Source organism: Bradyrhizobium sp. CCGB20 (genome assembly GCF_024199855.1).
GTDB lineage: Bacteria > Pseudomonadota > Alphaproteobacteria > Rhizobiales > Xanthobacteraceae > Bradyrhizobium.
In genome coordinates, this window is sequence record NZ_JANADN010000001.1 from 8,383,432 (window position 1) to 8,406,551 (window position 23,120).

General features: G+C 64.3%; 24 protein-coding genes. 12 read left to right on the forward strand and 12 right to left on the reverse strand.

Going from position 1 to position 23,120, the window contains the following annotated elements; genetic code table 11:
* Positions 1–47: 47 nt before the first annotated feature.
* Together glcF and NLM15_RS39495 are read right to left on the reverse strand one after the other, a co-directional pair.
* Entirely contained in the window at positions 48–1,370 is a 1,323-nt protein-coding gene (gene glcF, locus NLM15_RS39490; protein WP_254123353.1) for a glycolate oxidase subunit GlcF, read from the reverse strand.
* Positions 1,367–2,605, reverse strand: a complete 1,239-nt coding sequence (locus tag NLM15_RS39495; RefSeq protein WP_254123354.1) for an FAD-binding protein — start codon at positions 2,603–2,605, stop codon at positions 1,367–1,369. The genes glcF and NLM15_RS39495 overlap by 4 nt, the downstream gene beginning before the upstream one ends.
* A gap of 377 nt (positions 2,606–2,982) precedes the next feature.
* Between NLM15_RS39495 and NLM15_RS39500 the strand changes: the two genes are divergently transcribed.
* On the forward strand, positions 2,983–3,318 hold the full coding sequence (locus tag NLM15_RS39500; RefSeq protein ID WP_254123355.1) for a putative quinol monooxygenase: 336 nt from the start codon (positions 2,983–2,985) through the stop codon (positions 3,316–3,318).
* 61 nt (positions 3,319–3,379) lie between these two features.
* On the opposite strand, the gene NLM15_RS39505 is transcribed toward NLM15_RS39500, so the two are convergent.
* A complete protein-coding gene (locus tag NLM15_RS39505; RefSeq protein WP_254123356.1) occupies positions 3,380–4,873 on the reverse strand; it encodes an FAD-linked oxidase C-terminal domain-containing protein in 1,494 nt (497 codons plus the stop codon).
* Positions 4,874–5,140: 267 nt separating this feature from the next.
* Here NLM15_RS39505 and cycA point away from each other — a divergent pair, with 267 nt between their 5' ends.
* Complete coding sequence (cycA, locus tag NLM15_RS39510) at positions 5,141–5,536, forward strand: cytochrome c-550 CycA (protein ID WP_254123357.1); 396 nt, start codon at positions 5,141–5,143, stop codon at positions 5,534–5,536.
* Positions 5,537–5,654: 118 nt separating this feature from the next.
* Here the strand turns inward: cycA and NLM15_RS39515 are convergent, their stop codons facing one another.
* Positions 5,655–6,611 carry an alpha/beta fold hydrolase gene (locus NLM15_RS39515; RefSeq protein ID WP_254123358.1) on the reverse strand — a complete coding sequence of 319 codons (957 nt, stop codon included), beginning with the start codon at positions 6,609–6,611 and terminating at the stop codon, positions 5,655–5,657.
* 327 nt (positions 6,612–6,938) lie between these two features.
* On the opposite strand from NLM15_RS39515, the gene NLM15_RS39520 reads away from it, so the two are divergent.
* On the forward strand, positions 6,939–7,121 hold the full coding sequence (locus NLM15_RS39520; protein WP_254123359.1) for a hypothetical protein: 183 nt from the start codon (positions 6,939–6,941) through the stop codon (positions 7,119–7,121).
* A 7-nt stretch (positions 7,122–7,128) separates the two neighbouring features.
* On the opposite strand, the gene NLM15_RS39525 is transcribed toward NLM15_RS39520, so the two are convergent.
* The 3 genes from NLM15_RS39525 to ykgO all read right to left on the reverse strand — a co-directional run bounded on the left by NLM15_RS39525 (position 7,129) and on the right by ykgO (position 8,391).
* Positions 7,129–7,389 carry a hypothetical protein gene (locus NLM15_RS39525; protein WP_254123360.1) on the reverse strand — a complete coding sequence of 87 codons (261 nt, stop codon included), beginning with the start codon at positions 7,387–7,389 and terminating at the stop codon, positions 7,129–7,131.
* Between the two features lie 125 nt (positions 7,390–7,514).
* Complete coding sequence (locus NLM15_RS39530) at positions 7,515–8,156, reverse strand: tetratricopeptide repeat protein (RefSeq protein ID WP_254123361.1); 642 nt, start codon at positions 8,154–8,156, stop codon at positions 7,515–7,517.
* 109 nt (positions 8,157–8,265) lie between these two features.
* Complete coding sequence (ykgO, locus tag NLM15_RS39535; RefSeq protein ID WP_006611362.1) at positions 8,266–8,391, reverse strand: type B 50S ribosomal protein L36; 126 nt, start codon at positions 8,389–8,391, stop codon at positions 8,266–8,268.
* A 341-nt stretch (positions 8,392–8,732) separates the two neighbouring features.
* Here ykgO and NLM15_RS39540 point away from each other — a divergent pair, with 341 nt between their 5' ends.
* Positions 8,733–9,617: an amidohydrolase family protein gene (locus NLM15_RS39540; protein WP_234685498.1), complete on the forward strand. Its 885-nt coding sequence runs from the start codon at positions 8,733–8,735 to the stop codon at positions 9,615–9,617.
* Between the two features lie 57 nt (positions 9,618–9,674).
* Here the strand turns inward: NLM15_RS39540 and NLM15_RS39545 are convergent, their stop codons facing one another.
* Entirely contained in the window at positions 9,675–11,375 is a 1,701-nt protein-coding gene (locus NLM15_RS39545; RefSeq protein ID WP_254123362.1) for an arylsulfatase, read from the reverse strand.
* A 273-nt stretch (positions 11,376–11,648) separates the two neighbouring features.
* Here NLM15_RS39545 and NLM15_RS39550 point away from each other — a divergent pair, with 273 nt between their 5' ends.
* From NLM15_RS39550 to NLM15_RS39560, 3 genes are all read left to right on the forward strand, one after another.
* Positions 11,649–12,380, forward strand: coding sequence for a haloacid dehalogenase type II (locus NLM15_RS39550; protein WP_254123363.1), 732 nt, complete (start codon positions 11,649–11,651; stop codon positions 12,378–12,380).
* A gap of 40 nt (positions 12,381–12,420) precedes the next feature.
* Positions 12,421–12,888, forward strand: a complete 468-nt coding sequence (locus NLM15_RS39555; RefSeq protein WP_254123364.1) for a YbaK/EbsC family protein — start codon at positions 12,421–12,423, stop codon at positions 12,886–12,888.
* A gap of 254 nt (positions 12,889–13,142) precedes the next feature.
* On the forward strand, positions 13,143–13,973 hold the full coding sequence (locus tag NLM15_RS39560) for an adenylate/guanylate cyclase domain-containing protein (protein ID WP_254123365.1): 831 nt from the start codon (positions 13,143–13,145) through the stop codon (positions 13,971–13,973).
* A 58-nt stretch (positions 13,974–14,031) separates the two neighbouring features.
* Here the strand turns inward: NLM15_RS39560 and NLM15_RS39565 are convergent, their stop codons facing one another.
* Both NLM15_RS39565 and NLM15_RS39570 read right to left on the reverse strand, forming a co-directional pair.
* Positions 14,032–14,385 (reverse strand): hypothetical protein, encoded by a 354-nt coding sequence (locus NLM15_RS39565; RefSeq protein WP_254123366.1) that lies wholly within the window; start codon positions 14,383–14,385, stop codon positions 14,032–14,034.
* A 99-nt stretch (positions 14,386–14,484) separates the two neighbouring features.
* Positions 14,485–15,456 carry an AraC family transcriptional regulator gene (locus tag NLM15_RS39570; RefSeq protein WP_254124657.1) on the reverse strand — a complete coding sequence of 324 codons (972 nt, stop codon included), beginning with the start codon at positions 15,454–15,456 and terminating at the stop codon, positions 14,485–14,487.
* 260 nt (positions 15,457–15,716) lie between these two features.
* Between NLM15_RS39570 and NLM15_RS39575 the strand changes: the two genes are divergently transcribed.
* Positions 15,717–18,335: an autotransporter domain-containing protein gene (locus NLM15_RS39575; protein WP_254123367.1), complete on the forward strand. Its 2,619-nt coding sequence runs from the start codon at positions 15,717–15,719 to the stop codon at positions 18,333–18,335.
* Between the two features lie 7 nt (positions 18,336–18,342).
* On the opposite strand, the gene NLM15_RS39580 is transcribed toward NLM15_RS39575, so the two are convergent.
* Positions 18,343–19,329: a tripartite tricarboxylate transporter substrate binding protein gene (locus tag NLM15_RS39580; RefSeq protein WP_254123368.1), complete on the reverse strand. Its 987-nt coding sequence runs from the start codon at positions 19,327–19,329 to the stop codon at positions 18,343–18,345.
* A 147-nt stretch (positions 19,330–19,476) separates the two neighbouring features.
* On the opposite strand from NLM15_RS39580, the gene NLM15_RS39585 reads away from it, so the two are divergent.
* Positions 19,477–19,734, forward strand: coding sequence for a hypothetical protein (locus tag NLM15_RS39585; protein WP_254123369.1), 258 nt, complete (start codon positions 19,477–19,479; stop codon positions 19,732–19,734).
* An 89-nt stretch (positions 19,735–19,823) separates the two neighbouring features.
* On the opposite strand, the gene NLM15_RS39590 is transcribed toward NLM15_RS39585, so the two are convergent.
* On the reverse strand, positions 19,824–20,759 hold the full coding sequence (locus NLM15_RS39590; protein WP_254123370.1) for a LysR family transcriptional regulator: 936 nt from the start codon (positions 20,757–20,759) through the stop codon (positions 19,824–19,826).
* A gap of 117 nt (positions 20,760–20,876) precedes the next feature.
* Between NLM15_RS39590 and NLM15_RS39595 the strand changes: the two genes are divergently transcribed.
* From NLM15_RS39595 to wrbA, 3 genes are read left to right on the forward strand one after another with little or no spacing between them, the layout of a single operon-like run.
* Positions 20,877–21,629, forward strand: a complete 753-nt coding sequence (locus NLM15_RS39595; protein ID WP_254123371.1) for an SDR family NAD(P)-dependent oxidoreductase — start codon at positions 20,877–20,879, stop codon at positions 21,627–21,629.
* Positions 21,630–21,664: 35 nt separating this feature from the next.
* Positions 21,665–22,363, forward strand: a complete 699-nt coding sequence (locus tag NLM15_RS39600; RefSeq protein ID WP_254123372.1) for a pirin family protein — start codon at positions 21,665–21,667, stop codon at positions 22,361–22,363.
* Between the two features lie 48 nt (positions 22,364–22,411).
* The gene (wrbA, locus tag NLM15_RS39605) at positions 22,412–23,011 is read left to right on the forward strand and encodes an NAD(P)H:quinone oxidoreductase (RefSeq protein WP_254123373.1); all 600 of its coding nucleotides are present in this window, start codon (positions 22,412–22,414) and stop codon (positions 23,009–23,011) included.
* Positions 23,012–23,120: the final 109 nt, after the last annotated feature.

Below are 23,120 nucleotides of genomic sequence, written 5' to 3' on the forward strand. Positions count from 1 at the left end.
ACAATGGTCGATCGGGCGTCTTCAGCCGTCACCCTCCGGACGAAGGTTCAGCTCGACGCATTCAATGCCGGCCGCGCCCCGCCCGTAGCCCAATCGAGAAGCTCAATCGTGTGTACGACCGGAACTGACGTGCCACTGGCAATCTGCACCATGCAGCCGATATTGCCCGCGGCAATCATGTCCGGCTTGACGCTCGCGATGTTGGCGACCTTGCGATCGCGCAACCGGCCCGCAAGCTCGGGCTGGAGAATGTTGTAGGTCCCCGCCGAACCGCAACACAAATGGCTCTCCGGGACATCTTTCACCACGAATCCATTCTTGGAAAGCAATTCTTTCGGAAGGCCCGTGATTTTCTGCCCGTGCTGCAACGAACATGCGGAGTGATAGGCGACGACGATGTTGTCCTGTCGCGCAGTGGGTTCGAGTCCGAGGTCGGCGATGTATTCGGTGATGTCCTTTGCGAGTGCGGACACCTTCGCCGCATCCGCCGCGAAAGCCTGATCCTCACGCAGCAGATAGCCGTAGTCCTTGATCACGGTGCCGCAGCCGGACGCCGTCACCAGGATGGCGTCGAGCCCCTCGCCGGCAGCTTCCTTCTGCCACGCCGTGACGTTGGCTCGGGCCCGTCCCAAGGCATCCTGGTCGTTGCCGAGGTGATGGGTCAGCGCACCGCAGCACTGCTCGTCCCTGACCAGGACGACCTCGATGCCGTGGCGGGTGAGAAGGCTGATGGCGGCCTGGTTGATGCGCGGCGCCAGCACCTGCTGGGCGCAGCCTTGCAACAGCGCGACCCGGCCGCGCTTCTTGCCGAGCGCTGCGAACACACTGCCCGGCAGGGCTCCCGGCGCCGGCAGCCGGTTCGGCGCCAGCGCCAGCATCGCCTTGAGGCGCTGGATCAGGCCGGGCGTGGCCGAGGGACGAGGCGTCGGAAGAAACACGGCGAGCGGACGGGCCAATCGCGCCAGCCACATGCTGATGCGGAAGCGCTGCGGATCCGGCAGCACGAAGGCCAGCACCTGACGCAACAGCCGTTCGGCAAGCGGCCTCTGGTAGCGCTGCTCGATCCTGACCCTGGCCTGGTCGACGAGGTGCATGTAGTTCACCCCCGAAGGGCAGGTGGTCATGCAGGCGAGGCACGACAGGCAGCGGTCGACATGCTTGACCACTTCGGCCGTCGGGGTCTGGTCCTTCTCCAGCATCTCCTTGATCAGGTAGATGCGGCCGCGCGGGCTATCGAGCTCGTCGCCGAGCAGCACATAGGTCGGACAGGTTGCGGTGCAGAAGCCGCAATGGACGCAGGCGCGCAGGATCTTGTCGGCTTGCGCGATGTCGGGGTCGGCGAGTTGCGCGAGTGAGAATTCGGTCTTCATGCCGCAGCGCCCCGCCTCAAGCGTCCCCGGTTGAGAATGGTTTTTGGATCGAAACTGGCGCGCACCCGCTCGCTCAGGGCGGCAATGCCGGGCGCTTGCGGATGGAACACGTCGACCCCGCGCCTGACCTCCTCGGCCGCCCGGATCAGCGTGGCATGCCCGCCGACGGCGTTCGCACGCCGACGCACGGCGGACTCATGCGCATCGCCCTTCGGCGGCACCGCCGCCCAGATCAGGCCGCCGCCCCAATCGTAGATCACGTCGCCACCGGTCTCGCGCGCCAATTGGGTGCCGAGCGCCGCGCCGGAAGCCGGCGGACAAACAATCCGCCACACCGGCCAGGCCCCGAGCGCGCCGCTGGCCGCGAACGGCAGGACGTCGCGGATCGTGGCCCACAGCACGGCAGAGGCCGCATCCTCGACCAGCGTCGCGGTTCCGAACGGCGCCAGCAATTCCCGCAGCGAGCCGGCGCGATGCGCGGCGGAAGCCGTGATGCCCTCGAGCCGCAGCACCGTCAGCGCCTCGCCCTGGCCGGCGATGTCGCCAAGCCCGTCGGTCTTCGCCCGGAACGCCGATTTCGGCAGATGCGCGGCAGCAGAGACGTCGAAGGGCGAGCCGAGCGCCGCGGTCATCGCCTTGTTGGCGACGGCATCGTCGAGCCCGCGCAGCAGTAGCGTCCGCTCCGCTTCGGGCTTCGGCATCACCTTGAGCGTGACCTCGGTCATCACCGACAGCGTGCCCCAGGACCCCGCCAACAGCTTGCAGAGATCGTAGCCGGTGACGTTCTTGACCACCTTGCCGCCGGTCTTGAAGCTGTCGCCGAAACCGGAGACGGCATGCGCCCCGAGCAGATGATCGCGCGCCCCGCCCGCCCTGATCCGCCGCGGACCGGCGAGACCGGCCGCGATCATGCCGCCGATGGTTCCTGATACGGGCGTGCCGAGCAGCGGCGCGGTGTTGACAGGCTCGAAGGCGAATTGCTGGTTCTTGGCGTCGATCAGCGACAGCACGTCGTTCACCGGCGCGCCGGCCTGGAGGGTGACGATCAGCTCGTTGGGCTCGTAGGAGGTGATTGCATTCAGCGCGGAGACGTCGAGCACGGCGTTGGTCGCCATCGCATGGCCGATGCCGCGCTTGGAGCCATGACCGATGATCTCGAGCGGCTGCTCGTTGGCAATCGCCGCGCGCACCACCTCTTCGACGTCTTTGGCGTCTCTGACCCTGAGCGTATCCACGGGAAAAGGCGGTAGCGAAATTCGGCACCAAAATCAAATGCGGCGTGACGCCGATGGCCGGCCAGCGCGCTCGCGATGGGCCGCTCGCCGCACGGGACGCGACCGCAACGCTTCGATCTCAATCGAAGCGTTCACGACATCGACACTTCGATCGCCGGCGAACCGAACCCGTCGGGCCATCGCTACAAGGTGACGCCGATCGCGATCGAAACCAAGCGATGGAGGCAAACATGCAGCGATCGACAGAGGCGCGGCCACCCGTCCGCGAAACGTACAGCCGCAGATCGGTGATCCGAGCCTGCGGGACCGTCCTGGCGATCTATCTCTCGCCATGGACGGCGTCGTCATCTCATGCCCAGCAGCAAGGAGGAAACCCAATGAACCACTACGCAACGCAGAAATCGATCAGCGACGCCGTCGATGGCGGCGGCCTGCTCGTCGTCGCGCAATGGGAAGCCAAGCCCGGAGAAGCCGACAAGGTCGCCGCCATCCTCGACCATTTTCTGCCGGAAGCGCAGCGCGAGGACGGGGTCAAGCTGTTCCTGATCTCGCGCGGCAAGGACAATCCGGCCCAGTTCCTGTTCTACGAACTGTTCCGTGATGAGACCGCCTTCAAGGCCCACCAGGAGAGCGCGCACTTCAAGACCTACATCGCAGGCCAGGCGCTGCCGCTGCTGGCCAAGCGCGAGCGAGCGCAATACGGGCTGCTGTAACAGCTCTTACTTCCTTCTCCCCTTGTTCAAGGGGAGAAGGTAATTCAGCGCGCGCTTGAGGTCAGAACCGCGGGATGTCCGGAAACGCCAGCTTGCCGGCATGAACATGCATGCGGCCGAGCTCGGCGCAGCGATGCAGGGTCGGAAACACCTTTCCGGGGTTGAGCAGGCCCTGTGAATCGAAGGCGCATTTCAGCCGCTGCTGCTGGTTGAGGTCGATCTCGCTGAACATGTCGGGCATCAGGTCGCGCTTCTCGATGCCGACGCCGTGCTCGCCTGTGAGCACGCCGCCGAACTCGACGCAGGCGCGCAGGATGTCGGCCCCGAAGGCCTCGGCGCGCTCGATCTCGCCGGGCTTGTTGGCATCGTAGAGGATCAGCGGATGCAGATTGCCGTCGCCGGCATGGAACACGTTGGCGCAGCCGAGCTGGTATTTTTCCGAGAGCTCGCGGATGCGGGCGAGCGCCTTCGGCAGCGCGCCGCGGGGAATCGTGCCGTCCATGCAGAGATAATCGGGTGAGATGCGGCCAACGGCCGGAAACGCGGCCTTGCGGCCGGCCCAGAACAAATTGCGCTCGGCTTCAGACGTCGAGATCTGGCAGGTGGTCGAGCCGCAGGCGTTCGCGATGGTCTCAACGCGCGTGATCAGCTCGTCGACCTCGATCTTGGGACCGTCGAGCTCGATGATCAGCAGCGCCTCGACATCGAGCGGATAGCCGGCATGAACGAAGGCCTCCGCGGCGTGGATCGCGGGCTTGTCCATCATCTCCATGCCGCCCGGGATGATGCCGGCGCCGATGATGCGCGCCACGCATTCGCCGGCGGCCTCGACCTGCGCGAAGCCGACCATCAGCGCGCGTGCCGTCTCCGGCTTTTGCAGGATGCGCACCGTGATCTCGGTGATGACGCCGAGCAGGCCTTCGGAGCCGGTGATGACGCCCATCAGGTCGTAGCCGGCGTTTTCCGCCGACTTGCCGCCGATGCGCAGGATCTCGCCGCTCATCAGGACAATCTCGCAACCGAGCACGTTGTTGGTGGTCATGCCGTATTTCAGGCAGTGCACGCCGCCGGAATTCTCCGCGACATTGCCGCCGATCGAGCACGCGATCTGCGAGGACGGATCGGGCGCATAGTAGAAGCCGGCATGCGCGACCGCCTGGCTGATCGCGAGGTTGGTGACGCCGGGCTCGGTGATGACCACGCGATTGTCGAAATCGATCTCGCGGATGCGCTTGAACTTGCCGAGGCCGAGCAGCACGCCGTCCTCGAGCGGCAGCGCGCCGCCGGACAGCGAAGTCCCGGAACCGCGCGGCACCACCTTGATGTTCTGCCCTGCACAATATTTCAGGACCAGCGAGACCTGCTCGGTGGTATCCGGCAGCACCACGACCATCGGCGGTTGCCGATAGGCGGTCAGCCCGTCGGATTCGTAGGCCCGCATCTCGGCAGGCGTATCGATCACGCCCTCGCCGGGCACGATCGCGCGCAATGCCGCCACGATTTCGGCGCGGCGCGCGAGCACGGCCTGGTCACTCGCAGGCATCATGATGGCCATGGCATATCCTTCCGATTCACGCCGCACGATCGAATTATCACGGCAAATCAACCACGTCCGCGGTGGTTTGGGTAGGCCATCCGAAAGTCGCAGCGGCGATCTTCGGCGAGTTCGCTCTGGGACAAGTAGGACACCATGAAACCTGTCATGGTTTCGCGGCTTGTCCAAGCCGGGCGGGCCTGCCAAAACCGGCGGGTCCGTCGTTTGCCGACCAGGCAAGAGATCGACCAGGCCTAGACCCACCAGGGAAGAGACGAAGAGCACCCGATGACAAAACTGACTTTTGGCGCACTGATGATCCTCACCGTGACTGCCGCCGCACCCGCCGCGATGGCGCAGGATGTTGCGGCCGGCAAATCGTCGTTCAACAAATGCCTGGCCTGCCACGCGATCGGCGAAGGCGCCAAGAACAAGGTCGGCCCCGAGCTCAACGGCCTCAACGGCCGTAAGTCAGGCACCGCTCCGGACTACAGCTACACGGATGCGAACAAGAATTCCGGCATCACCTGGGACGAAGCCACGTTCAAGGAATACATCAAGGACCCCAAGGCCAAGATCCCCGGCACCAAGATGGCGTTCGCCGGCATCAAGAACGAGAACGAGATCAACAATCTCTGGTCCTACGTCTCGCAGTTCGACAAGGACGGGAAAATCAAGCAGTAAGCGCGCAAACGCGCGGCCGCTAGAGCTTCGGTTCTGATTGGATCAGAACCGAAGTTCCAGCTTCTTGGTTTGACGCGTTTTTTCACGCGAACCGGTATCCGCTTCGCTCCAAAACGCTCTAATCGGCGGCCGCCTGCGCCGGGGCGATTTGACCGATCATCGTCTCGATCTCCGTCTTCACGAGATCCGGCACCGCGTTCTGCACCATGTGGCCGAGATCGGGCAGCACGATCAGCTTTGCATTCGGCACGGTCGCGGCGAACGGGCGTGCGTGGATGTCGGTTTTCACTGTCTTGTCGGGCTCGCCGGCAATGATCGTGACCGGCGCCGAGATCTCGCCATAGCGCGAAACCTGCGCAGCCACAGCTTCCTTCAGCGTCACCAGATCATACGCGTTGGCGATGAACTCGCGCGGACGCAGCAGCAGCGGCGTCGCCGAGTCCTGCACGAAACCATCAGGCATGACTTGCGGCAGGAAGACGCTGCGCGCACCAGCCTCGGCAACGAAATACCCGAGCGGCAGCGTAATCGTGTAGGCGAGCAGCGGCCCGATCACGGGCGTTGCGATGATCTCGTTGTAGCGGCCGACGCCGCCGCGCCAGGGGTGGGTCACTGGCGCCAGCATCACGAGACCGGCGACGCGGCTCGCGTGATCGAGCGCGATCCGCGCGCCGAGCGCACCGCTCCAGGAATGCACGACGAAGACCGCGCGATCGATTCCAAGCTTTTGAAGCGCCTCGTCGATCATCCGGGCCTGGATCTGCGGCGTCGAATCCTGCCGCCGCATCCGCGTGCTCCAGCCGTGGCCGGGGCGGTCGATCAGGATGACGCGATGATCCTTGGCAAGAAGGTCGCCGAGCGGACGCCGCATCGCTTCGAGATTGGAGCTGGCGCCGTGCAGCATCACGATCGGCATGCCTGAACCACGCGGACCGATATCGACGACGTGAAGCACCGCGCCGTCGACCTCAACCATCCGGCCCTGGGGCGGAAAGGTGCGTTGCACGGCGAGAACGCCGGCCTGCGTCACCAGCGCCAGCAGAACCAGCGCGGTCACGACTGACATCACGATCATGGGGAGAATCCGGGCGATCCAGGGCACTTGGCAGTTACGCGACTTGCGGGCGGCAGTTTCGCTCCGTGAGACCGGACGCTCCACCTGAAATGTGGGGCTGTGGATATGTGCACAATTCCGGCAGGAAAAAATGCAATGAAATCAATCACATTCTCGATAGCGCGCAAGCCTCGGGCCAGCTTCATGCAGTCGTCATCGCGGTTTCCATATAATCGCCACGGTCGGTTCCGCCATCTAGGCGCAGGTAGGCGCCGATCCTCCTCGCGACCCCCAGGGGATGCGGGAAAGGCCGGCAGGATTTGTCCTGATTTGAACCGGAGAATTTCGATGAGCTTCAGATCCAACGACACTGCGATCGACGAGATCGTGGCAAGCTGCAACGGTGACCTGCGCGGTGCCGTGCGGGCACTGCTCCTGATCAACGAGCATCTCGAGACGGAGCTTGCAAAGGCCTACGCCGCGGCCGCCGACCGCAGCCTTATCGAGCGCGGCGGCAGCGCCCTGCACTAGGTGCAGGCTAGTTCGTTCCGTCCTCGTCCTTTTCCTCGTCGGGCGTGACCGCGGGGCAGGCGCGGATGGTCGAACGGGCAAGCTTGGCATCGGCCCTGGACCTGTAGGGACCGTCGCCAAACCAGATGTCGCCGATGATCACGGGATTGCTGGTGACGATGTTGCATTTGCCGGTGGCGCGATTGCCGACCACCCAGAACAATCCGTCGGCGAGGCTCGCCGTGCCCGACGCGAGCAGCAAGCTACCCGCAAAGATCAAACGCTTCATGGCTTTCGCTCCTGCCATGCAGGTAGGCCTGCGCGCGCGTCGACAATAGCCCTCAAGATGCTGCGTCTCCGATCTTGGTTAATCCGAAGACGCCGCATTCACTCAAGAATTGATCGAGTTCTAGGCTAGATGTCGCGTCCCTCGACCTTCTCGGTCAGCGCCTTGACCTGGTCGGGGATCTTCTCGAGGTGCGGGTTGACGGCGAGCGCCTTGCGGTAGGCCTCGAGCGCGCGCTTCTCGTCGCCGACCTCCTGCATGATCATGCCGAGACCTGCGAGCGCGCCGAAATGGCGGGGCTCCCGGATCAGCACCTCGCGGATGTCCGCCAGCGAGCGAGCGTAATCATTCTGCATGTAGTAGAGCGTGGCGCGCCGGTTCCAGGCCTCGATGTAATCGGGCCTGAGCTTGATGACCGAATCCAGCAGCTTGATCGCGATGTCGATCTTCTGCGCGTCGACCGCGGTCTTGGCCCGCGACATCAGCAGCGAAGCGGTGTCGCTCGGCGTCTGGATCCAGATCGCCCAGATCCGCGCCTCGACATGCTTGGCGCTGGCCTCGTCGGGCGCCGCCTTCAGCGCGCCGAACAGGAAATCGAGATTCTTGCTGCGGTCGACCTTGGGCAGTTTGGCCGGCGCCTCGGGAAGCTTCTTCTGTTGCTTGCCGGGCGGGGCCGGCGGATCAGCCTGCGCCAGCGCCGGACCGAGGCCGGCGGCTCCCAGAACGAGGGCCAGACACAGGGTGCGCGCGAAAGGGAATCTCACTGCCATGGACAAAGTCTAAACGCGCAAAGCCGCCCTTGCAAAGCAAAGGCGGCGTCAAACTCGTGTGAGAACGTGGTCTTGCGGGGCGCGCGAAGAGGCGACCGCGAGGGCGATATTAGCCCTGGCGAGCCTTGAAGCGGCGCTGCACCTTGTTGATCACGTAGACCCGGCCCTTGCGGCGGACCAGGCGGTTGGCGCGATGGCGACCGCGCAGCGATTTCAGCGAGTTACGGACCTTCATGGCAGAATCCTGAACGTTCGAAAGGCCGTGTTCGGCACTACCGTTTCGGCACGCGCGAATGTGGCAAAATGAGATCTTTCCCGCTGGCGGACGACCGCCCGGGACGGGGCGGTTCTTAAGGCATGGGGGGACCGGATGTCAATGTTAACTGCCCTGTTCCGCCACAGCAAATTCTTGAAAACAACCCCATGCACAGTAGAAGCGGCCGGATCGGCCCGATCTGTCCCTTCGCGGCCAGCCAGAGCAAGGACTTTTGCGGGCTTGCGGTTTCGGCTCCAACGACGCCTTGCCAAATTCGTTATATGATATAATCAATTTGGCAACCCGTCGGGAGGAAACCAATGCCGAAGCTGAAGCTGCCCAACATCGACGACGTCGTCGCCATCGACATCCACACCCACGCCGAGGAGCCCTGCGGTTGTCACGCCGACGATGGCTATGACGATTTCCAGGCGCAGATGGCGGAATACTTCAAGTCGCCGAACAAGCATCCGCCGACGGTGCCGGAGACTGCGGCCTACTACCGCTCCAAGAACATCGCCGCGGTGATCTTCCCGGTCGACGCCGAGCGCGAGACCGGCTTCCGCCGCTACAACAATTACGAGATGATCGAGGCCGCCTCCGACCATCTCGACGTCCTCATCCCCTTCGTCTCGATCGACCCGCACAAGGGCAAGCTCGGCGCGCGCGAGGCGCGCAAGCTGATCGAGGAATACGGCGTGCGCGGCTTCAAATTCCACCCGACCATGCAGGGCTTCTACGCCAACGACCGCATGGCCTATCCGCTCTACGAAGAGATCAACAATGGCGGCGCGATCGCGCTGTTCCACACCGGCCAGACCGGCGTCGGCTCGGGCATGCCCGGCGGCATGGGGATGCGGCTGAAATATTCCAACCCGATGTACATGGACGACGTCGCGGCTGACTTCCCCGACCTCAAGATCATCCTCGCCCATCCCTCCTTCCCATGGCAGGAAGAAGCGCTGTCGGTCGCGACCCACAAGCCGAACGTCTATATCGACCTGTCCGGCTGGTCGCCGAAATATTTCCCGCCGATCCTGGTGCGCTACATCAACTCGATCCTTCAGGACAAGATGCTGTTCGGCTCGGACTGGCCGGTGATCACGCCGGACCGCTGGCTGTCGGACTTCGCCAAGATCGACATCCGCGACGAGATCCGGCCGAAGGTGCTGAAGGCCAACGCGCGCAAGATTCTGGGGATCTAGGCGCGTCCTCATGGATTGACGGGCGCCCGCGATTGGGGCGCCCGCTCACCGCAGATTCTACTTGCCAGCTTGCGACTGCATGGCCTTTTCGATCTGCTCCTTGACCGCCTCCAGGTTGAAGCTCGCCCCCTTCTGCATCGGCGGGAACTCGATCGCCGTCTGGGCGAGCTTGCCGACCTCCTGCTGCACGAACTGGAATCGCCAGAACTCGAAGACAAACCAGTTGTAGTATGCCAGCGATCCCTTATCGCCACTTGGGATGCCGGTGCGCTCGAACGGATCAAGCCGAATGTTGGTGAGGATCGGCCAATCAACCTTGACCGTGCCTCCCAACCAGCCGCTCGGCTGATCGGTGAAGCGATATTTGAAGTCGTCGATGCGCACCGCGCTCAGTGTGCCCTCAGTGAAATAGAAGACCGAGTGGCGGGCAGACGGGCCTTTCCCGGTAATCAGGTCCATCTGGTTGTACCCGTCGAGGTAGACCTTGTAGGTCTTGTCGCCGAGCTGCTTTCCCTTCCTCAACTCTTCGGCGATATTTGGATTGCCCGCGGCGGCGACGAAGGTCGGGAACCAGTCGAGTCCGGAGATAATGCCGTTCTCGACCTTTCCCGCCGGCACTTTGCCCGGCCAGCGGATCATGCAGGGCACGCGGAAGCCGCCTTCCAGCGCCGTTCCCTTGCCGCCCGCAAACGGCGTCTGTCCGCCATCCGGCCAGGTGAAATTTTCCGCGCCGTTGTCGGTTGTGAACGCGACGATCGTGTTGTCGTCGAAGCCCTCGTCCTTGAGCTTCTTCATGACGGCGCCGACGATGTCGTCGAGCTGGGCAAACCCGCCCTCTGAGACAGACCAGCCGTTCTCGGAGTTGCGCATGTTCTCGTATTTTTCCGAGAGGTGGGTCACGACGTGCATGCGCGTCGGGTTGAGCCAGACGAAGAACGGCTTGTTGTCCCGCTTCGCCTTGTCGATGAAGTCGAACGTGATCTTCAGAATCTCGTCGTCAACCGTCTCCATCCGCTTGGGGTAAAGCGGTCCGGAGTCCTCGATCTTTTGCTTGCCGATCTTGCCCCAGCGCGTCTGCACTGTCGGATCGTCGACGTTGGTCGCCCATGAATGAACCATGTTGCGCGGACCGACGGTGGCCAGCAGCGATTGCGGGTAATTGCGGTGGGCCGGATCCTCCATGGCATCGAGGTGATAGAGGTAGCCAAAGAACTCGTCGAAGCCGTGCACAGTCGGCAGGAATTCGTTGAGGTCGCCAAGGTGGTTCTTGCCGAACTGCCCCGTGGTGTACCCCATGGATTTCAGCGCTGTCGCGATGGTCGGCGCTTGCGCCGGCATGCCGATCGGGGAGCCTGCCTGGCCGACAGTGGTAAGGCCCGTGCGGATCGGTAACTCGCCGGTGATGAAGTTGGCGCGGCCCGCCGTGCAGCTTGCCTCTGCGTAGTAGTCGGTGAAGCGCATTCCCTCCGCGGCGAGCTTGTCGAGGTTTGGCGTCCGGCTCGCCATGATGCCCTGATGGTAGGCACCAATGTTGAACCAGCCAATGTCATCACCCATGATGAAGACGATGTTCGGCCGCTGGCCGGCCGGCGCGGTTGGTTGTTGCTGCGCTTGCGCCGGGATTGTCAGACCCACGGCCGTGAGCGCGGAAGCGGCGACGAGAGAAGTACCGCTCAATAGCAGATCCCGGCGTTTCAGTCCTGCCTTGGCCGGCTCGATGCAGGTCTCAGGGTTTTTCGAAACCTTATCATTACTCATGACGCGACCCTCTGCCTCGTGATGCCCTCGCAACCGGCACAGAGCGGCACACTTCCGGCTTGATCTAGATCAAGGGATGTCCGAATAGGCTCAGAACCTGCAATGCTCTGGTCGCGCAGGTATTTTCTGCATGAGCCCAAAAGCCGACGCCGCGCCCCATGATCGCACCCCCTCGCCGGCGGAACGGCGCCCGATGCGAGTTTCCTTGTTGGATCGATGTCGCGGCGCCTTATATAGTCCGTGCGCCCGCAACGATCCCGGAGGACCGGTCAATTGAGCATCAAGGCCGTCGTCTTCGACGCTTACGGAACGCTGTACGATATCCAGTCGGTCGCGGAGATTACCGAGGACGCGTTTCCGGGTTACGGCGAGATCATCACGCAAATCTGGCGGATCAAGCAGCTCGAATACACCTGGTTGCGCTCGCTGATGCGGCGCTACCAGGATTTCGCGGCCGTCACGCGCGACTCGCTCGCCTATACGCTGCGCCTGCTCGGCCTCGCCTATGAGGGTGAGGCATTCGAGCGCGTGATCGAAAAATATCTGCACCTCGACCTCTATCCGGATGCGGCAGCAACACTCGCGGCCTTGAGGCCGCGCAAGCTCGCGATCCTCTCCAATGGCAGTCCGGACATGCTGAACGCGCTCGTGCGCAACTCCGGTCTCGACCGCCTGCTCGACGCCACCATCAGCGTCGATGCGAAGAAGATCTTCAAACCGAGCCCGGAAGCCTATGAGCTGATCGGCGAGGCGCTCGGCACCAAGCCGGATGAGGTGCTGTTCGTCTCCTCCAATCCCTGGGACGTCGCGGGCGCAAAGTCGTTCGGGCTGAACGTCGCCTGGATCGAACGGGTGACGCCCGAGGCGATGGCGCTGGCTTGCGTCGAGAACGAACTCGTGGCACCGCTGACGATGTTCAAGGCGATCCGCACCCAGATGGACGAGCTCGGGTTTGCGCCGGACCATCGCGTCCGTTCGCTCTCCGAGCTTCCAGGGATCGCATAAGCATCGCCGCCCGCCCACAAATCTGAATGAGCCGCCTGGAATGAGCCTGGAATCCGTTCGCGCCTTCTTCGCCGAGAAAGCCCCCGACATATCAGTGATTGAATCGCCGATCAGCTCGGCCACGGTGCCGCTGGCCGCCGAGGCCTATGGCGTCGAGCCCGGCCGGATCGCCAAGACGCTGTCATTGCGGATCGGCGAGCGCGTGATCCTGATCGTCGCTGCCGGCACCTCGCGCATGGACAACAAGAAGGTGAAGGCGCAGTTCGGCGGCAAGCCGAAGATGCTGGGGCTGGAGGAGGTTGCCGGGATCACCGGCCACGAGGTCGGCGGCGTCTGCCCGTTCGGGCTGAAATCACCGCTGCCGATCTACTGCGATGTGTCGCTGAAAGCCTTCGACGTGGTGGTACCGGCCGCAGGCTCGACGCACAGCGCCGTGCGCATCACGCCGGAGCGGATGGCGGAGCTGACCGCGGCTGAATGGGTCGATGTCTGCGAGCACAGACCCTAAGGCGGCTAGGCGGGCGAGGCAAGCGCCGAGCAGCGTCCGGATTAGCTCAGACAGATGATGTCGTGACGGCTGGTGTGCTGTTCGGCAAATGGCCGGAGGATGACCTCACGCCAAGTCGTTTTCGGCACTTGGCTGACTGCAAGTCGTTGCACGGTTATGACGGTTTCGGCACAGGACGACCGGTCGTTGAACCCCGATGGCGCCAGACGTGATGGCTGGTGCATTTACCGGTCAAGGACGCTACCATGGGGACCATGACCGACGACAAGGTGAAACGACGACTGACCACCGTGCTGTGCGCTGACGTGTACGGCTATTCTCGTCTCATGGAAGCAGACGAGACCGGAACGCTGGAGACGCTCCGCCGCTACCGCACGGCCATTGCGCGACTGGTCGAGCGTCATGACGGCCGCATCGTGAATACCTGGGGCGATGCCGTGATCGCCGAGTTCACCAGCGTCGTCGAGGCCGTGCAATGTGCGGTCGAGCTTCAGCAGGAAATCTCCAATCAGGGTTCGGGCGCGTCTCAGGCGAACCCGATGCAGTTTCGCATCGGCATCAACCTCGGTGACGTCATGGTGGACGGCACCGACATCTATGGCGACGGCGTCAATATCGCATCGCGCCTGCAAGAGCTCGCTGAACCCGGCGGCGTCGTGATCTCGAGCTCCGTCTACGATCAGGTGCACAACAAATTATCCGTTGGCTTCGACTGCCTTGGCCAGCGCCCGATGAAGAACATTGCTCCACTGACCAGTTATCGGCTGACGCTGGGCGGCCGAACCGCCGCGCCGGAAAGCTTCCCGCTCGAAGAAAGCGCCGCTCCCTCAGAGAGATCGCGTGCTGCGCGGATGGAAGACAGGCGCGCGCCATCCTCGTCGACGAATGTCGTCTCGGATTGGCTCACAAAGCTGCCCCGCCCGGTGGCAGCGGCCCTCACGGTGTCGGCCTTCCTGATTCTGATCAATCTCTTCACTGGCCATAAGATCTGGTTCCATTGGCCGGTCGCAGCCATTCTCTTCGCTGTCGTCCTGCGGATGGTGCTTGGACATCGACCGGAATCGGACCGCGAGGGCCAGCGTTGAACGAGGCGGCACGACCGCATCTTCGCTCCTGACGCTGCGTACCATGCTCTAGGTAGCGCTAATCGTCGTCATTGTCATAGGGCCGCGGCTGCACCTGCTGAGGCGGTGGCGCGTTGTTGTAGCGTGGGGGCGGCGCGACGCGATTGCGCGGAACCGGCTGCTGCGGCGGCATCTGGTTATTGGACTGGAATACTGCGCGGCAGCCGCTCGAGAGCTGCGGTGTATTCTGTTGCAGGCACGCCGTAATGCGGCTCACGTCCGGGATCTGGTCGCTGCACAGCCGCCACACATCCGGCGTGCAGGCCATCTGTTGTTCCATGGTGCCGCGATATTCCTGTGCAGACGCAGCGCCCTGCGCGACGATGCCGCTGACCGCGAGCGCCACACCCAGCGCAATCCGCTCTGATCGCATGTCTCGATCCTTCCTGAATCCCACGAATTCTCATCAATCAATGAGGCGGGAGCCGGTTCTGGACCAACAACAAAATGTGAAAGCGCGCCTGGAACCTGTTCATCCTTCGGCCGTCCGCGCTTTCGCGTCCAGAGGCGTCATGCCAAAGCGCCGACGAAACGACCGATGGAAGTACGAGACATCGTTGAAGCCGGAGAGATGGGCGATATCGCTGATCTTGCCCGCCCGGTGCAGCGGATCGCGCAGCAGCCGTGCCGCGCGCAGCAGCCGCTGCTCCAGCACGAACTCCGAGAACGTGGTGCCGCTGCGCTCGAATAGCAATTGAATGGTGCGAGGGCTGGCGCGATGGCGCCGCGCGAGGTCGGCGAGCGTGAGGCTGCCGCCGCCGAGCCGCTCCAGAATGTCAGCCTTGATGGCTTCCAGCCGCGCCGCGGCGAGGCCGCGCTCTTTCGCCAGTTCAGTGGCGTCGCGCCTGCCGCCGAGCACCAGCACCATCAAATCCATCAGGTGTTGCGAAACGGCATGCTGCGCCAGCGCATCGAGCCCCGGGGCGTGCTGAAGTGCGAAGTCGTAATATCGATGCAGCAGCGCAGTGAGCGCGGGGTTATGATCGAGCGGCCGCGCAACGCTGTCTTCGGCATCGGGGCAATAGGACAGCAGCGTCTTGCGGTCGAACAAAGCGGCCTTGTTGCTGCCCTTCTCGAGCTGCGAGACGAATGCGCCCTTGATGGAGCCGTCGATGAGACTGATGCCCAGCGGCGCGACTTCGAGCGTGCGACGGCCCATGACCGCGTGCAACGGCGAATCCGGCGCAATCAGCAACGCCAGATTGTCGCTGGCGCCGAGCGTCATAAATCTGATCGGCGTGCCGTTGCAGGAGGATATCGTTGCCTGCGGCAACATCAACGCTTTGACATCGCAGTTAAAGGAGCCGTCGGACAAAGGCGAAAGATCGGCTGCCATCACGCGGCGGCAAAATTCCTCCCGCCACATCTCATAGGCCGGCCCATGCGGCTCGCCGGTATAGCCAAGGCGCGGCGCGGCGGGAATCGATTGTCCGTCGGTCGCCATCAACGCGCATCTCCAGGCTCATTCCGGAAGCACTGATATCGCGTTGGTTGCAGCGCGCAATACGCTGCGGTCGCGATTGCGCGTAAGCCCAGTCAATTTGCGCTCTAGTCCATTTGCCGCGGCAACACGCCGTGGCGGCGCCGCAACAAGTCCGGAGCAAACCGGCACCTTGCGCCTTTAACCATAGGGCATTTCGCATTACGCCAAGAAGCGCGGTCACTTCCCCGCTAGCAATTGTGCTGGACTGGGGGAATGCGGCGATGCCGACTGCAATGCCGGCCCGTGCGCAAAACGCCACAACGGCCGCCATGCTGCGTAACAGGCTGCTCGTCACCACGGCGCTGGCGCCGCTGGTGCTCGCCATGCTGCCGGTCCTCGTGCCTGGCCCGGCCTTCGCGGCCTGCACCGTGGCCGGCACCGGCGTGATCGGTGCGCTCAATTCGGGTGACGTTGCGACCTGCACCGGCCTTGGCAACACCGACCACATCAACGCCACGGGCGACAGCAACGTCACGGTCAATATCGGCGACGGGACGTTGACATCACTCCTGCCCGGCGCCGGCATCCCCGCGATCGTTTTCGACGGCACCATCGCTTCGCACGTCACCGTCAACAATCAAGCCACGGCTTCGACCTACAGCGGAGCCGTTCTGCTCTCCAACGGATCGAAGCACAACAATGTGACGATCGCGGCCGGCGGGATCGCGGAGGGGACGGGCAACGTCGAAGCGGCTGTTGTCATCGACAATTCGAACGACAATGTCGTCAACATTCGCGGCACGGCCGTCGGCACCGGCGGAAACACGACGGGACTTCGAATCAGCGGGACGTCGACCGCCAATGTCGTCCTTGTTTATGACAGCGGATCGATCGGCGGTGGCCATACCGGCGTGCAGTTCATCGCCGGCGGCAACACCCTCCTCAACGGCGGCACGATTTCCGGCGGCTTCTTCATCGCCATCCAGGGTTCTTCCGGCGCCGACAAGATCCTCAATTCCGGGACCATCACGGGCGGCGGCAGCGGGGCGATCGACCTGTCCGGGGGCGATGACGTGCTCAGCCTCGCCCCCAGCTCGACGATCACCGGCAATGTTCGCGGCGGGACCGGCACCGACACGCTGAACCTTGCCGGCAGCGGCAGCGGCTCGTTCGACCTCAGCAATCTCGGCGCCTTCCTGCAATATGACGAGTTCGAGCAACTGTCCAAAACCGGCACCTCGGTCTGGACGCTGACCGGCGCCACCGCCTTCAACGGCGCAACGACGGTGGACGTCGGCGGTCTGATCGTGAACGGCACGCTGCCATCGGTGGTCACCGTCAATGGCGGCTATCTCGGCGGCAACGGCACGGTCGGCGGCATCGTCGTCAACAATGGCGGCATGGTCGCGCCGGGCAATTCGATCGGGACCCTCAACGTCAGCGGCAACGTCACCTTCAACGCCGGCTCGATCTTTCAGGTCGAGATCAACCCCGGCGGCCAATCCGACAAGATCGCGGCGACCGGAACGGCAACCCTCAACGGCGGCACGGTGCAGATCGTGCCGCTCGGCGCGGGCTTCCTCGCCAACACTCAATATACGATCCTCACGGCGGCCGGCGGAGTCAGCGGCACGTTCGCGACGCTCACGACCCCGGGCGGCCCGCTCGTCTCGGGGCAGCTCAGCTACGATACCAACAATGTCTACTTCCTGCTGCAACAGATCGGCGGCCTCGGTACGTTGTCGGGCCTGACGCCGAACCAGGCCGTGGTGGCCGGCGCTCTGGATCAGGCGCAGTCGGCCGGCGCATCAGGGCCGCTCGGCACCGCGATCAACACGCTCGCCGCGCTCAACACGCCGGGCATCAAGGCCGGTCTCGACGATCTCGCCGGACAAATCCACGCCGACGGGCGCCGCTTCACCGCTGACCAGACCGACATGTTCCAGAGCTTCATGTGGAACGCCGGCACGCAGTTGCGCGGCGAGAGCGTGCGCATGTCGGCGTCCGCCTATGCCGAAGTGCCGGCGGACCCGATCGGGAAGGCGCTGCGCAACCGCCGCGTTGCGCCGGCGCAGAGCGTCTGGTTCGGCGGTTACGGCAATTGGGACAAGGTGGCGACAAGCAATATTGCTTTCGGAACGAACACGGTCGTCGGCGGCGCGGCGCTCGGCGCCGATCTCTGGAACCTGCCAGGCTTCACGGCCGGCCTTGCGATCGGTGCATCGACCGGCCAGCTGCGCATGGCGGGACGCGCCGACCGCATCGACGCCAATGCCGGCCATGCCGGCTTCTATGCACGCGGCGCGAGCGGCGGCTTCAATCTCGCATCCGCGATCAGCTATTCGTTCGCGGCGCTCGACTCCTCGCGCACGATCTCGTTCCTGGGCGAAACGGCAACCGCGTCCTCGCGGGCCGACACCTTTGCCGCCTCGTTCGGCATCGCACGTCCGTTCGAGAGCGGATGGGGTTTTACAGCCGAGCCATTCGCCAAGGCCGACTGGTATTCGACCCATCAGGGCAGCCTTTCCGAAACCGGCGCGCCCGGCGTGAACCAGTTGGTGCGGGGCGGCAGATTCGACGTCGTCTATGGCACGGCGGGCCTGCGCGCCGGTCACCGCATGGTGATGCCGAACGGCCGAGCGGCGCAGCTCGGCGCGACCCTTGCCACGCGCCATGAGTTTACCGGCAGCGCGGCAACCACCATTGCGGCCCTCGAAGGCGCGCCGGGCCTTCCGTTCGCGATCACCGGCGTCGAACGCGCCCGCACGGTCGCGATCACCGGCGCGGAGATCCGCTGGGATCTCACGTCCGCGACGTCGTTCAAGGCGTCCTACGAGGGTGCGTTCGCGCCGGGCTACGACCGCCACACGCTGCGGGGCATCGTCCGCAGCGAATTCTAGATGACCGCTACTCCACCTTGCCGATCTTCTTGACCGCTGCGATCAGCCGCGCGCTGTCGGTCGCGACGAAGTCCGAGAAGGCCGGCGCGTCCTGATAGGCGACAACACTGCCCGAGGCCTCGAACGATCTGAGCACGTCCGGGCTCGTCATCACCTGCGCCATCGCTTCGCGCAGGCGGGTCGCGATCGGCGCAGGAAGAGAGCTCTGCGCAAAGAGCCCGGCCCAGATGTACATCTCGACGTCCTTGTAGCCCAGCTCCTGGAAGGTCGGCACGTCGGGAAAGCTCGCGATGCGCTGCGCGCCGCAATTGCCGAGCACGCGCAGCTTGCCGTCGTCGACCTGCGGCTTCAGCGTGCCGGGCGCGGCCGCAATCGCCTGCACGGTGCCGCTGAGCAGCGCGGTCAGCGCCGGGCCTGCGCCGCGGAACGGCACATGCAGCAATTTGATGTCAGCGCTGCTCGCGAACATCTCCATCGCGACATGCAGCGTCCCGTAAGGCCCGGACGAGCCATAAGTGATCTGGCCCGGGCGTTTCTTCGCGTCCTCGACAAAATCCTGCGCCGTCTTCCACGGCGCCGATGCCGGCACCGCAAGCAGCGTGGGATCGGCGAGCACGCGCGCGATCGGCATGAACTGCGAGACTTCGTAGGCGACGGGCCGGTCGAACAGACGGTCGGCTTCGGGAAGCACCGCGAGCGAGGACAGCGTCATCAGCAGCGTGTAGCCGTCGGGCTCGGCGCGCGCCGCCGCGGCATTGCCGACCGATCCGCCGCCGCCACCGGCGCGGTTGTCGACGATGACGGGCTTGCCGAGGATCCGTTCCAGCGCCATCGCGACGGGACGCGCGGCAAGATCAGCCTGACCGCCGGCCGGAAACGGCACGATCAGGGTGACGTTGCGTACCGGATAGGTTTGCGCGACGGCCGGCTCAGGCAATGCAGCCCGCAACAACGGCAACGCCGCAGCGATACGCAAGAGATCGCGTCGATCCATCATGGCCTCCTACCCCCGATTTTCTTTTGTTTCGCCAGCCTAGCGTGCCGCGCGGCAAGAACAAGGCGTTAACGAAGCATTGACCATGTCCGGCCCCATCCGGAACGCATCCGTGAACCCGCCGTTGCCCACTCGAGGGAGTGCGTGATGCGGAATCTAGCGACCATCGACGTCGCCCTGGACGAGATGCTGGTGAATCTCGCCGCGATCGTCCTGCGGCTTTCGAAGCCCGAAATGACGCGAACGCCGGAAGCGCGACGCGCCCTCGCGCGATCGGTCCATCAATATGCGGTGTGCGCGAAGCGCTCGAGCGACCCGCGGGTGCACGAATTGAAGTCGCGGCTGGAAGAGACGTTGAAGCCGAGCTTGCGCGTTGTCGTCAGGGATGGTGTGAAGGTGTCGTAGTCGAATTCCAGAATACCTCCGCGGAGACACTCTGGATTGCTTCGTCGCTTCGCTCCTCGCAATGACGGAGATCGTTGAAACTGCTCGCTCTACGTCGCCTTTGCTTTTCCGCGCGCGCGCCGCTTGCACGTGCCCGGCAATTTTGCCGCGAGAAAATCGCCGAGTGCTTCGACGCGCGCGGGGCGCGGGCCGCCGGGCGGGGTGACGAGGTGCACGGCGCCTTCGGCCTGCTTCCAGTCTTTCAGGATCACTTCGACCTCGCCGGATGAAATCGCTTCACCGACGATGAACTCGGGCAGCTCGGCGATGCCGAGACCGGCGATCAGTGCCGGCATCACCGCTTCGCCGTTGTTGACGCGAAGCTGTCCGCCCGGACGGACGCTCGCCTGCTCGCCGGCCGAATTGGTGTAGTGCCAGACATTGGGCGTGGAGAGATAGGCGTAGCTGAAGCATTTGTGTTCGGCGAGATGCATCGGATGCGTCGGCCGCCCATGGCGCTTGAGGTAGGACGGCGCGGCCACCGTGAAGCGCGGCATGGTGAAGAGCCGCCGCGCGATCAGCGAGGAGTCCGGCAGCCGCGCGATCCGCACCGCCATGTCAAAGCCTTCGCCGATCAGATCGACGGTCGCATCGCTCAAATGCAGATCGACCGAGACCTCGGGATAGGTCTCGAAAAATTCCGGCAGCAGCGGCGCCACCGCCTTGATCCCGAACGTCATGGGCACGGCGAGCCGCACCAGGCCGCGCGGCGCCACCGATTGCGCCAGCGCCTCGTTCTCGGCCGCCTCGCCGTCGACGAGCAGACGCGTCGCGCGATCCGCGAGCTTGTGCCCGGCGTCGGTCAGCGCGAGGCGACGCGAGGTGCGGTTGAACAGCCGGGCGCCGAGCCGCTCCTCCAGCCGCGTGACCGCCTTGGAGACCGTTGCCTTGGACATCGCGAGCTCGCTCGCGGCCCCCGCAAACGACCGTAATTCCACGACTTTTGCGAAAATCGCGAGCGCCTCGAAATCGGGGAGTTTTGCCATGGGAGCCGGTCCAATCGGGGTATTTTGGGAAACAATACGTTTCAACAGTTTCTATTTCTATACCACAGGCGGAGGCTTATCCAAGGGTCATCAGAAATTCAGGAATGGAGAAATCCAATGACCAAGAAGCTCTCAGGCAAGGTTGCCCTCGTCACCGGCGGCTCTCGCGGCATCGGCGCGGCCTCTGCCCGGGCTCTCGCCGATGAAGGCGCGGACGTCGCCATCAGCTATGTCGCTTCGCCCGACAAGGCCGAAGCGGTCGTCGAAGACCTGAAGACCCGCGGCGTCAAGGCGCGCGCCTTCAAGGCCGATCAGGCCTCGGCCAAGGACGTGACGCAACTCGTCAACGACGTCGCGAAGGAGTTCGGCCATCTCGACATCCTCGTCAACAATGCGGGTGTCGCCAATGGCGGTTCGATCGACGATGCCAATGCCGACACCGATGCGCTCGCCCGCCAGGACCAGATCAACGTGCATGGCGTGATCGCGGCGATCCGCGCGGCCTCGCACTTGATGGGTGAAGGCGGCCGCATCGTCACCGTCGGCTCGATGCTGGCCGACCGCGCCTCGTTCCCCGGCCTTGCCGACTACGTCGCCACCAAGGCGGCCGTGGTCGGCTACACCAAGGGCGCGGCACGCGACCTCGGCCCGCGCGGCATCACGGTGAACGTGGTGCAGCCCGGCTCGATCGACACCGACATGAACCCGAAGGACGGCGGCGAGTTCGCCGAGACCCAGCGCAAGCAGCACGCGCTGCAACGCTTCGGCCGCCCCGAGGAAGTCGCCGCCGGCGTCGTCTTCCTCGCCAGCCCGGAAGCCTCCTTCGTCACCGGCACCGTGCTCAACGTCGACGGCGGGTTCGGCGCCTGATCCAGGCGCCGACCGCTCCAACAAGGATTACGCAGATGATCGAACTCAGACCTTTCGACAAGCTCGGCGGCGCCGATCACGGCTGGCTCAAGGCCAGGCATCATTTCTCCTTCGCTGGCCATTACGACCCGAACAACATGGGTCACGGTGCGCTGCGAGTGTGGAACGACGACGAGATCGCGCCGAACACCGGCTTTCCCGCCCATCCCCACGCCAACATGGAAATCATCACCTATGTGCGCGAAGGCGCGATCACCCATCAGGACAGCCTCGGCAACGAAGGCCGCACCGAAGCGGGCGACGTGCAGGTGATGAGCGCCGGCAGTGGCATCCGCCACTCCGAATACAATCTCGAACCGACGCAGACGCGGATCTTCCAGATCTGGATCGAGCCGACCGCGCGCGGCGGACAACCGACCTGGGGCTCGAAGCCGTTCCCCAAGTCGGACCGCTCGGGCAAGCTCGTCACCATCGCGAGCGGGATCGAAGGTGATACCGACGCGCTGCCGATCCGCGCCGATGCGCGGGTGCTCGCCACCACGCTGAAGGCCGGCGAGAGCGCGGAGTACGCGCCGCAGAAGTCGCGGCACCTCTACCTCGTGCCTGCGGCAGGCTCGGTCGAGATCAACGGCGTGCGCGTCAATGCCCGCGACGGCGCCGCGATCCGCGACGAGGACAGGCTGCAGATCACGGCGCTGGAAGATACCGAGCTCGTGCTCGTCGACGCGGCGTAAGCGCCGCTCAAACAGAAAAACTCAACTCATCATTCAACGGAGACCACCATGACCAAAGTTCTCGTCCTCTATTATTCCGCCTACGGCCACATCGAGGCGATGGCCAATGCCGTCGCCGAGGGCGCGCGCGAGGCCGGCGTGACCGTCGACATCAAGCGCGTGCCCGAGCTGGTGCCGGCCGAGGTCGCGAAGGCGTCCTATTACAAGGTCGACCAGGCCGCCCCCGTCGCCAAGATCGAGGATCTCGCGAACTACGACGCGATCATCGTCGGCACCGGTACCCGCTTCGGCCGCATGGCCTCGCAAATGGCGAACTTCCTCGATCAGGCCGGCGGGCTCTGGGCCAAGGGCGCGCTGCACGGCAAGGTCGGCGGCGCCTTCACCGCAAGCGCGACCCAGCATGGCGGCCAGGAGACGACGCTGTTCTCGATCATCACCAACCTCTTGCATTTCGGCATGGTGGTGGTCGGACTGAACTACGGCTTTTCGGGCCAGATGGGCGTCGAAGAGGTCACGGGCGGCGCGCCCTATGGCGCGACCACGATCACTGCCGGCAACGGGAGCCGCCAGCCCAGCGCCAATGAGCTCGCCGGCGCGCGCTACCAGGGGCGCCAGATCGCGGAGACCGCAAAGAAGCTGCATGGCTGATGCGATGTGGGCGGCATTCTCATTCGGGGATGCCGCCCCATTTAATTGATATGGCTTTTGAGCTCCTCCTGATCGCGCAGATGATCCGCAGGCCCGCGCAGGCGCTGGC

Bases quoted from the DNA above. Each gene is read 5' to 3' on its own strand.
- glcF (WP_254123353.1), bottom strand. From the start codon at position 1,370: ATGAAGACCGAATTCTCACTCGCGCAACTCGCCGACCCCGACATCGCG.
- NLM15_RS39500 (WP_254123355.1), top strand. From the start codon at position 2,983: ATGAACCACTACGCAACGCAGAAATCGATCAGCGACGCCGTCGATGGC.
- NLM15_RS39505 (WP_254123356.1), bottom strand. From the start codon at position 4,873: ATGGCCATCATGATGCCTGCGAGTGACCAGGCCGTGCTCGCGCGCCGC.
- cycA (WP_254123357.1), top strand. From the start codon at position 5,141: ATGACAAAACTGACTTTTGGCGCACTGATGATCCTCACCGTGACTGCC.
- NLM15_RS39515 (WP_254123358.1), bottom strand. From the start codon at position 6,611: ATGATCGTGATGTCAGTCGTGACCGCGCTGGTTCTGCTGGCGCTGGTG.
- NLM15_RS39520 (WP_254123359.1), top strand. From the start codon at position 6,939: ATGAGCTTCAGATCCAACGACACTGCGATCGACGAGATCGTGGCAAGC.
- NLM15_RS39525 (WP_254123360.1), bottom strand. From the start codon at position 7,389: ATGAAGCGTTTGATCTTTGCGGGTAGCTTGCTGCTCGCGTCGGGCACG.
- NLM15_RS39530 (WP_254123361.1), bottom strand. From the start codon at position 8,156: ATGGCAGTGAGATTCCCTTTCGCGCGCACCCTGTGTCTGGCCCTCGTT.
- ykgO (WP_006611362.1), bottom strand. From the start codon at position 8,391: ATGAAGGTCCGTAACTCGCTGAAATCGCTGCGCGGTCGCCATCGCGCC.
- NLM15_RS39540 (WP_234685498.1), top strand. From the start codon at position 8,733: ATGCCGAAGCTGAAGCTGCCCAACATCGACGACGTCGTCGCCATCGAC.
- NLM15_RS39545 (WP_254123362.1), bottom strand. From the start codon at position 11,375: ATGAGTAATGATAAGGTTTCGAAAAACCCTGAGACCTGCATCGAGCCG.
- NLM15_RS39555 (WP_254123364.1), top strand. From the start codon at position 12,421: ATGAGCCTGGAATCCGTTCGCGCCTTCTTCGCCGAGAAAGCCCCCGAC.
- NLM15_RS39560 (WP_254123365.1), top strand. From the start codon at position 13,143: ATGACCGACGACAAGGTGAAACGACGACTGACCACCGTGCTGTGCGCT.
- NLM15_RS39565 (WP_254123366.1), bottom strand. From the start codon at position 14,385: ATGCGATCAGAGCGGATTGCGCTGGGTGTGGCGCTCGCGGTCAGCGGC.
- NLM15_RS39570 (WP_254124657.1), bottom strand. From the start codon at position 15,456: ATGGCGACCGACGGACAATCGATTCCCGCCGCGCCGCGCCTTGGCTAT.
- NLM15_RS39575 (WP_254123367.1), top strand. From the start codon at position 15,717: ATGCCGACTGCAATGCCGGCCCGTGCGCAAAACGCCACAACGGCCGCC.
- NLM15_RS39580 (WP_254123368.1), bottom strand. From the start codon at position 19,329: ATGGATCGACGCGATCTCTTGCGTATCGCTGCGGCGTTGCCGTTGTTG.
- NLM15_RS39585 (WP_254123369.1), top strand. From the start codon at position 19,477: ATGCGGAATCTAGCGACCATCGACGTCGCCCTGGACGAGATGCTGGTG.
- NLM15_RS39590 (WP_254123370.1), bottom strand. From the start codon at position 20,759: ATGGCAAAACTCCCCGATTTCGAGGCGCTCGCGATTTTCGCAAAAGTC.
- NLM15_RS39595 (WP_254123371.1), top strand. From the start codon at position 20,877: ATGACCAAGAAGCTCTCAGGCAAGGTTGCCCTCGTCACCGGCGGCTCT.
- NLM15_RS39600 (WP_254123372.1), top strand. From the start codon at position 21,665: ATGATCGAACTCAGACCTTTCGACAAGCTCGGCGGCGCCGATCACGGC.
- wrbA (WP_254123373.1), top strand. From the start codon at position 22,412: ATGACCAAAGTTCTCGTCCTCTATTATTCCGCCTACGGCCACATCGAG.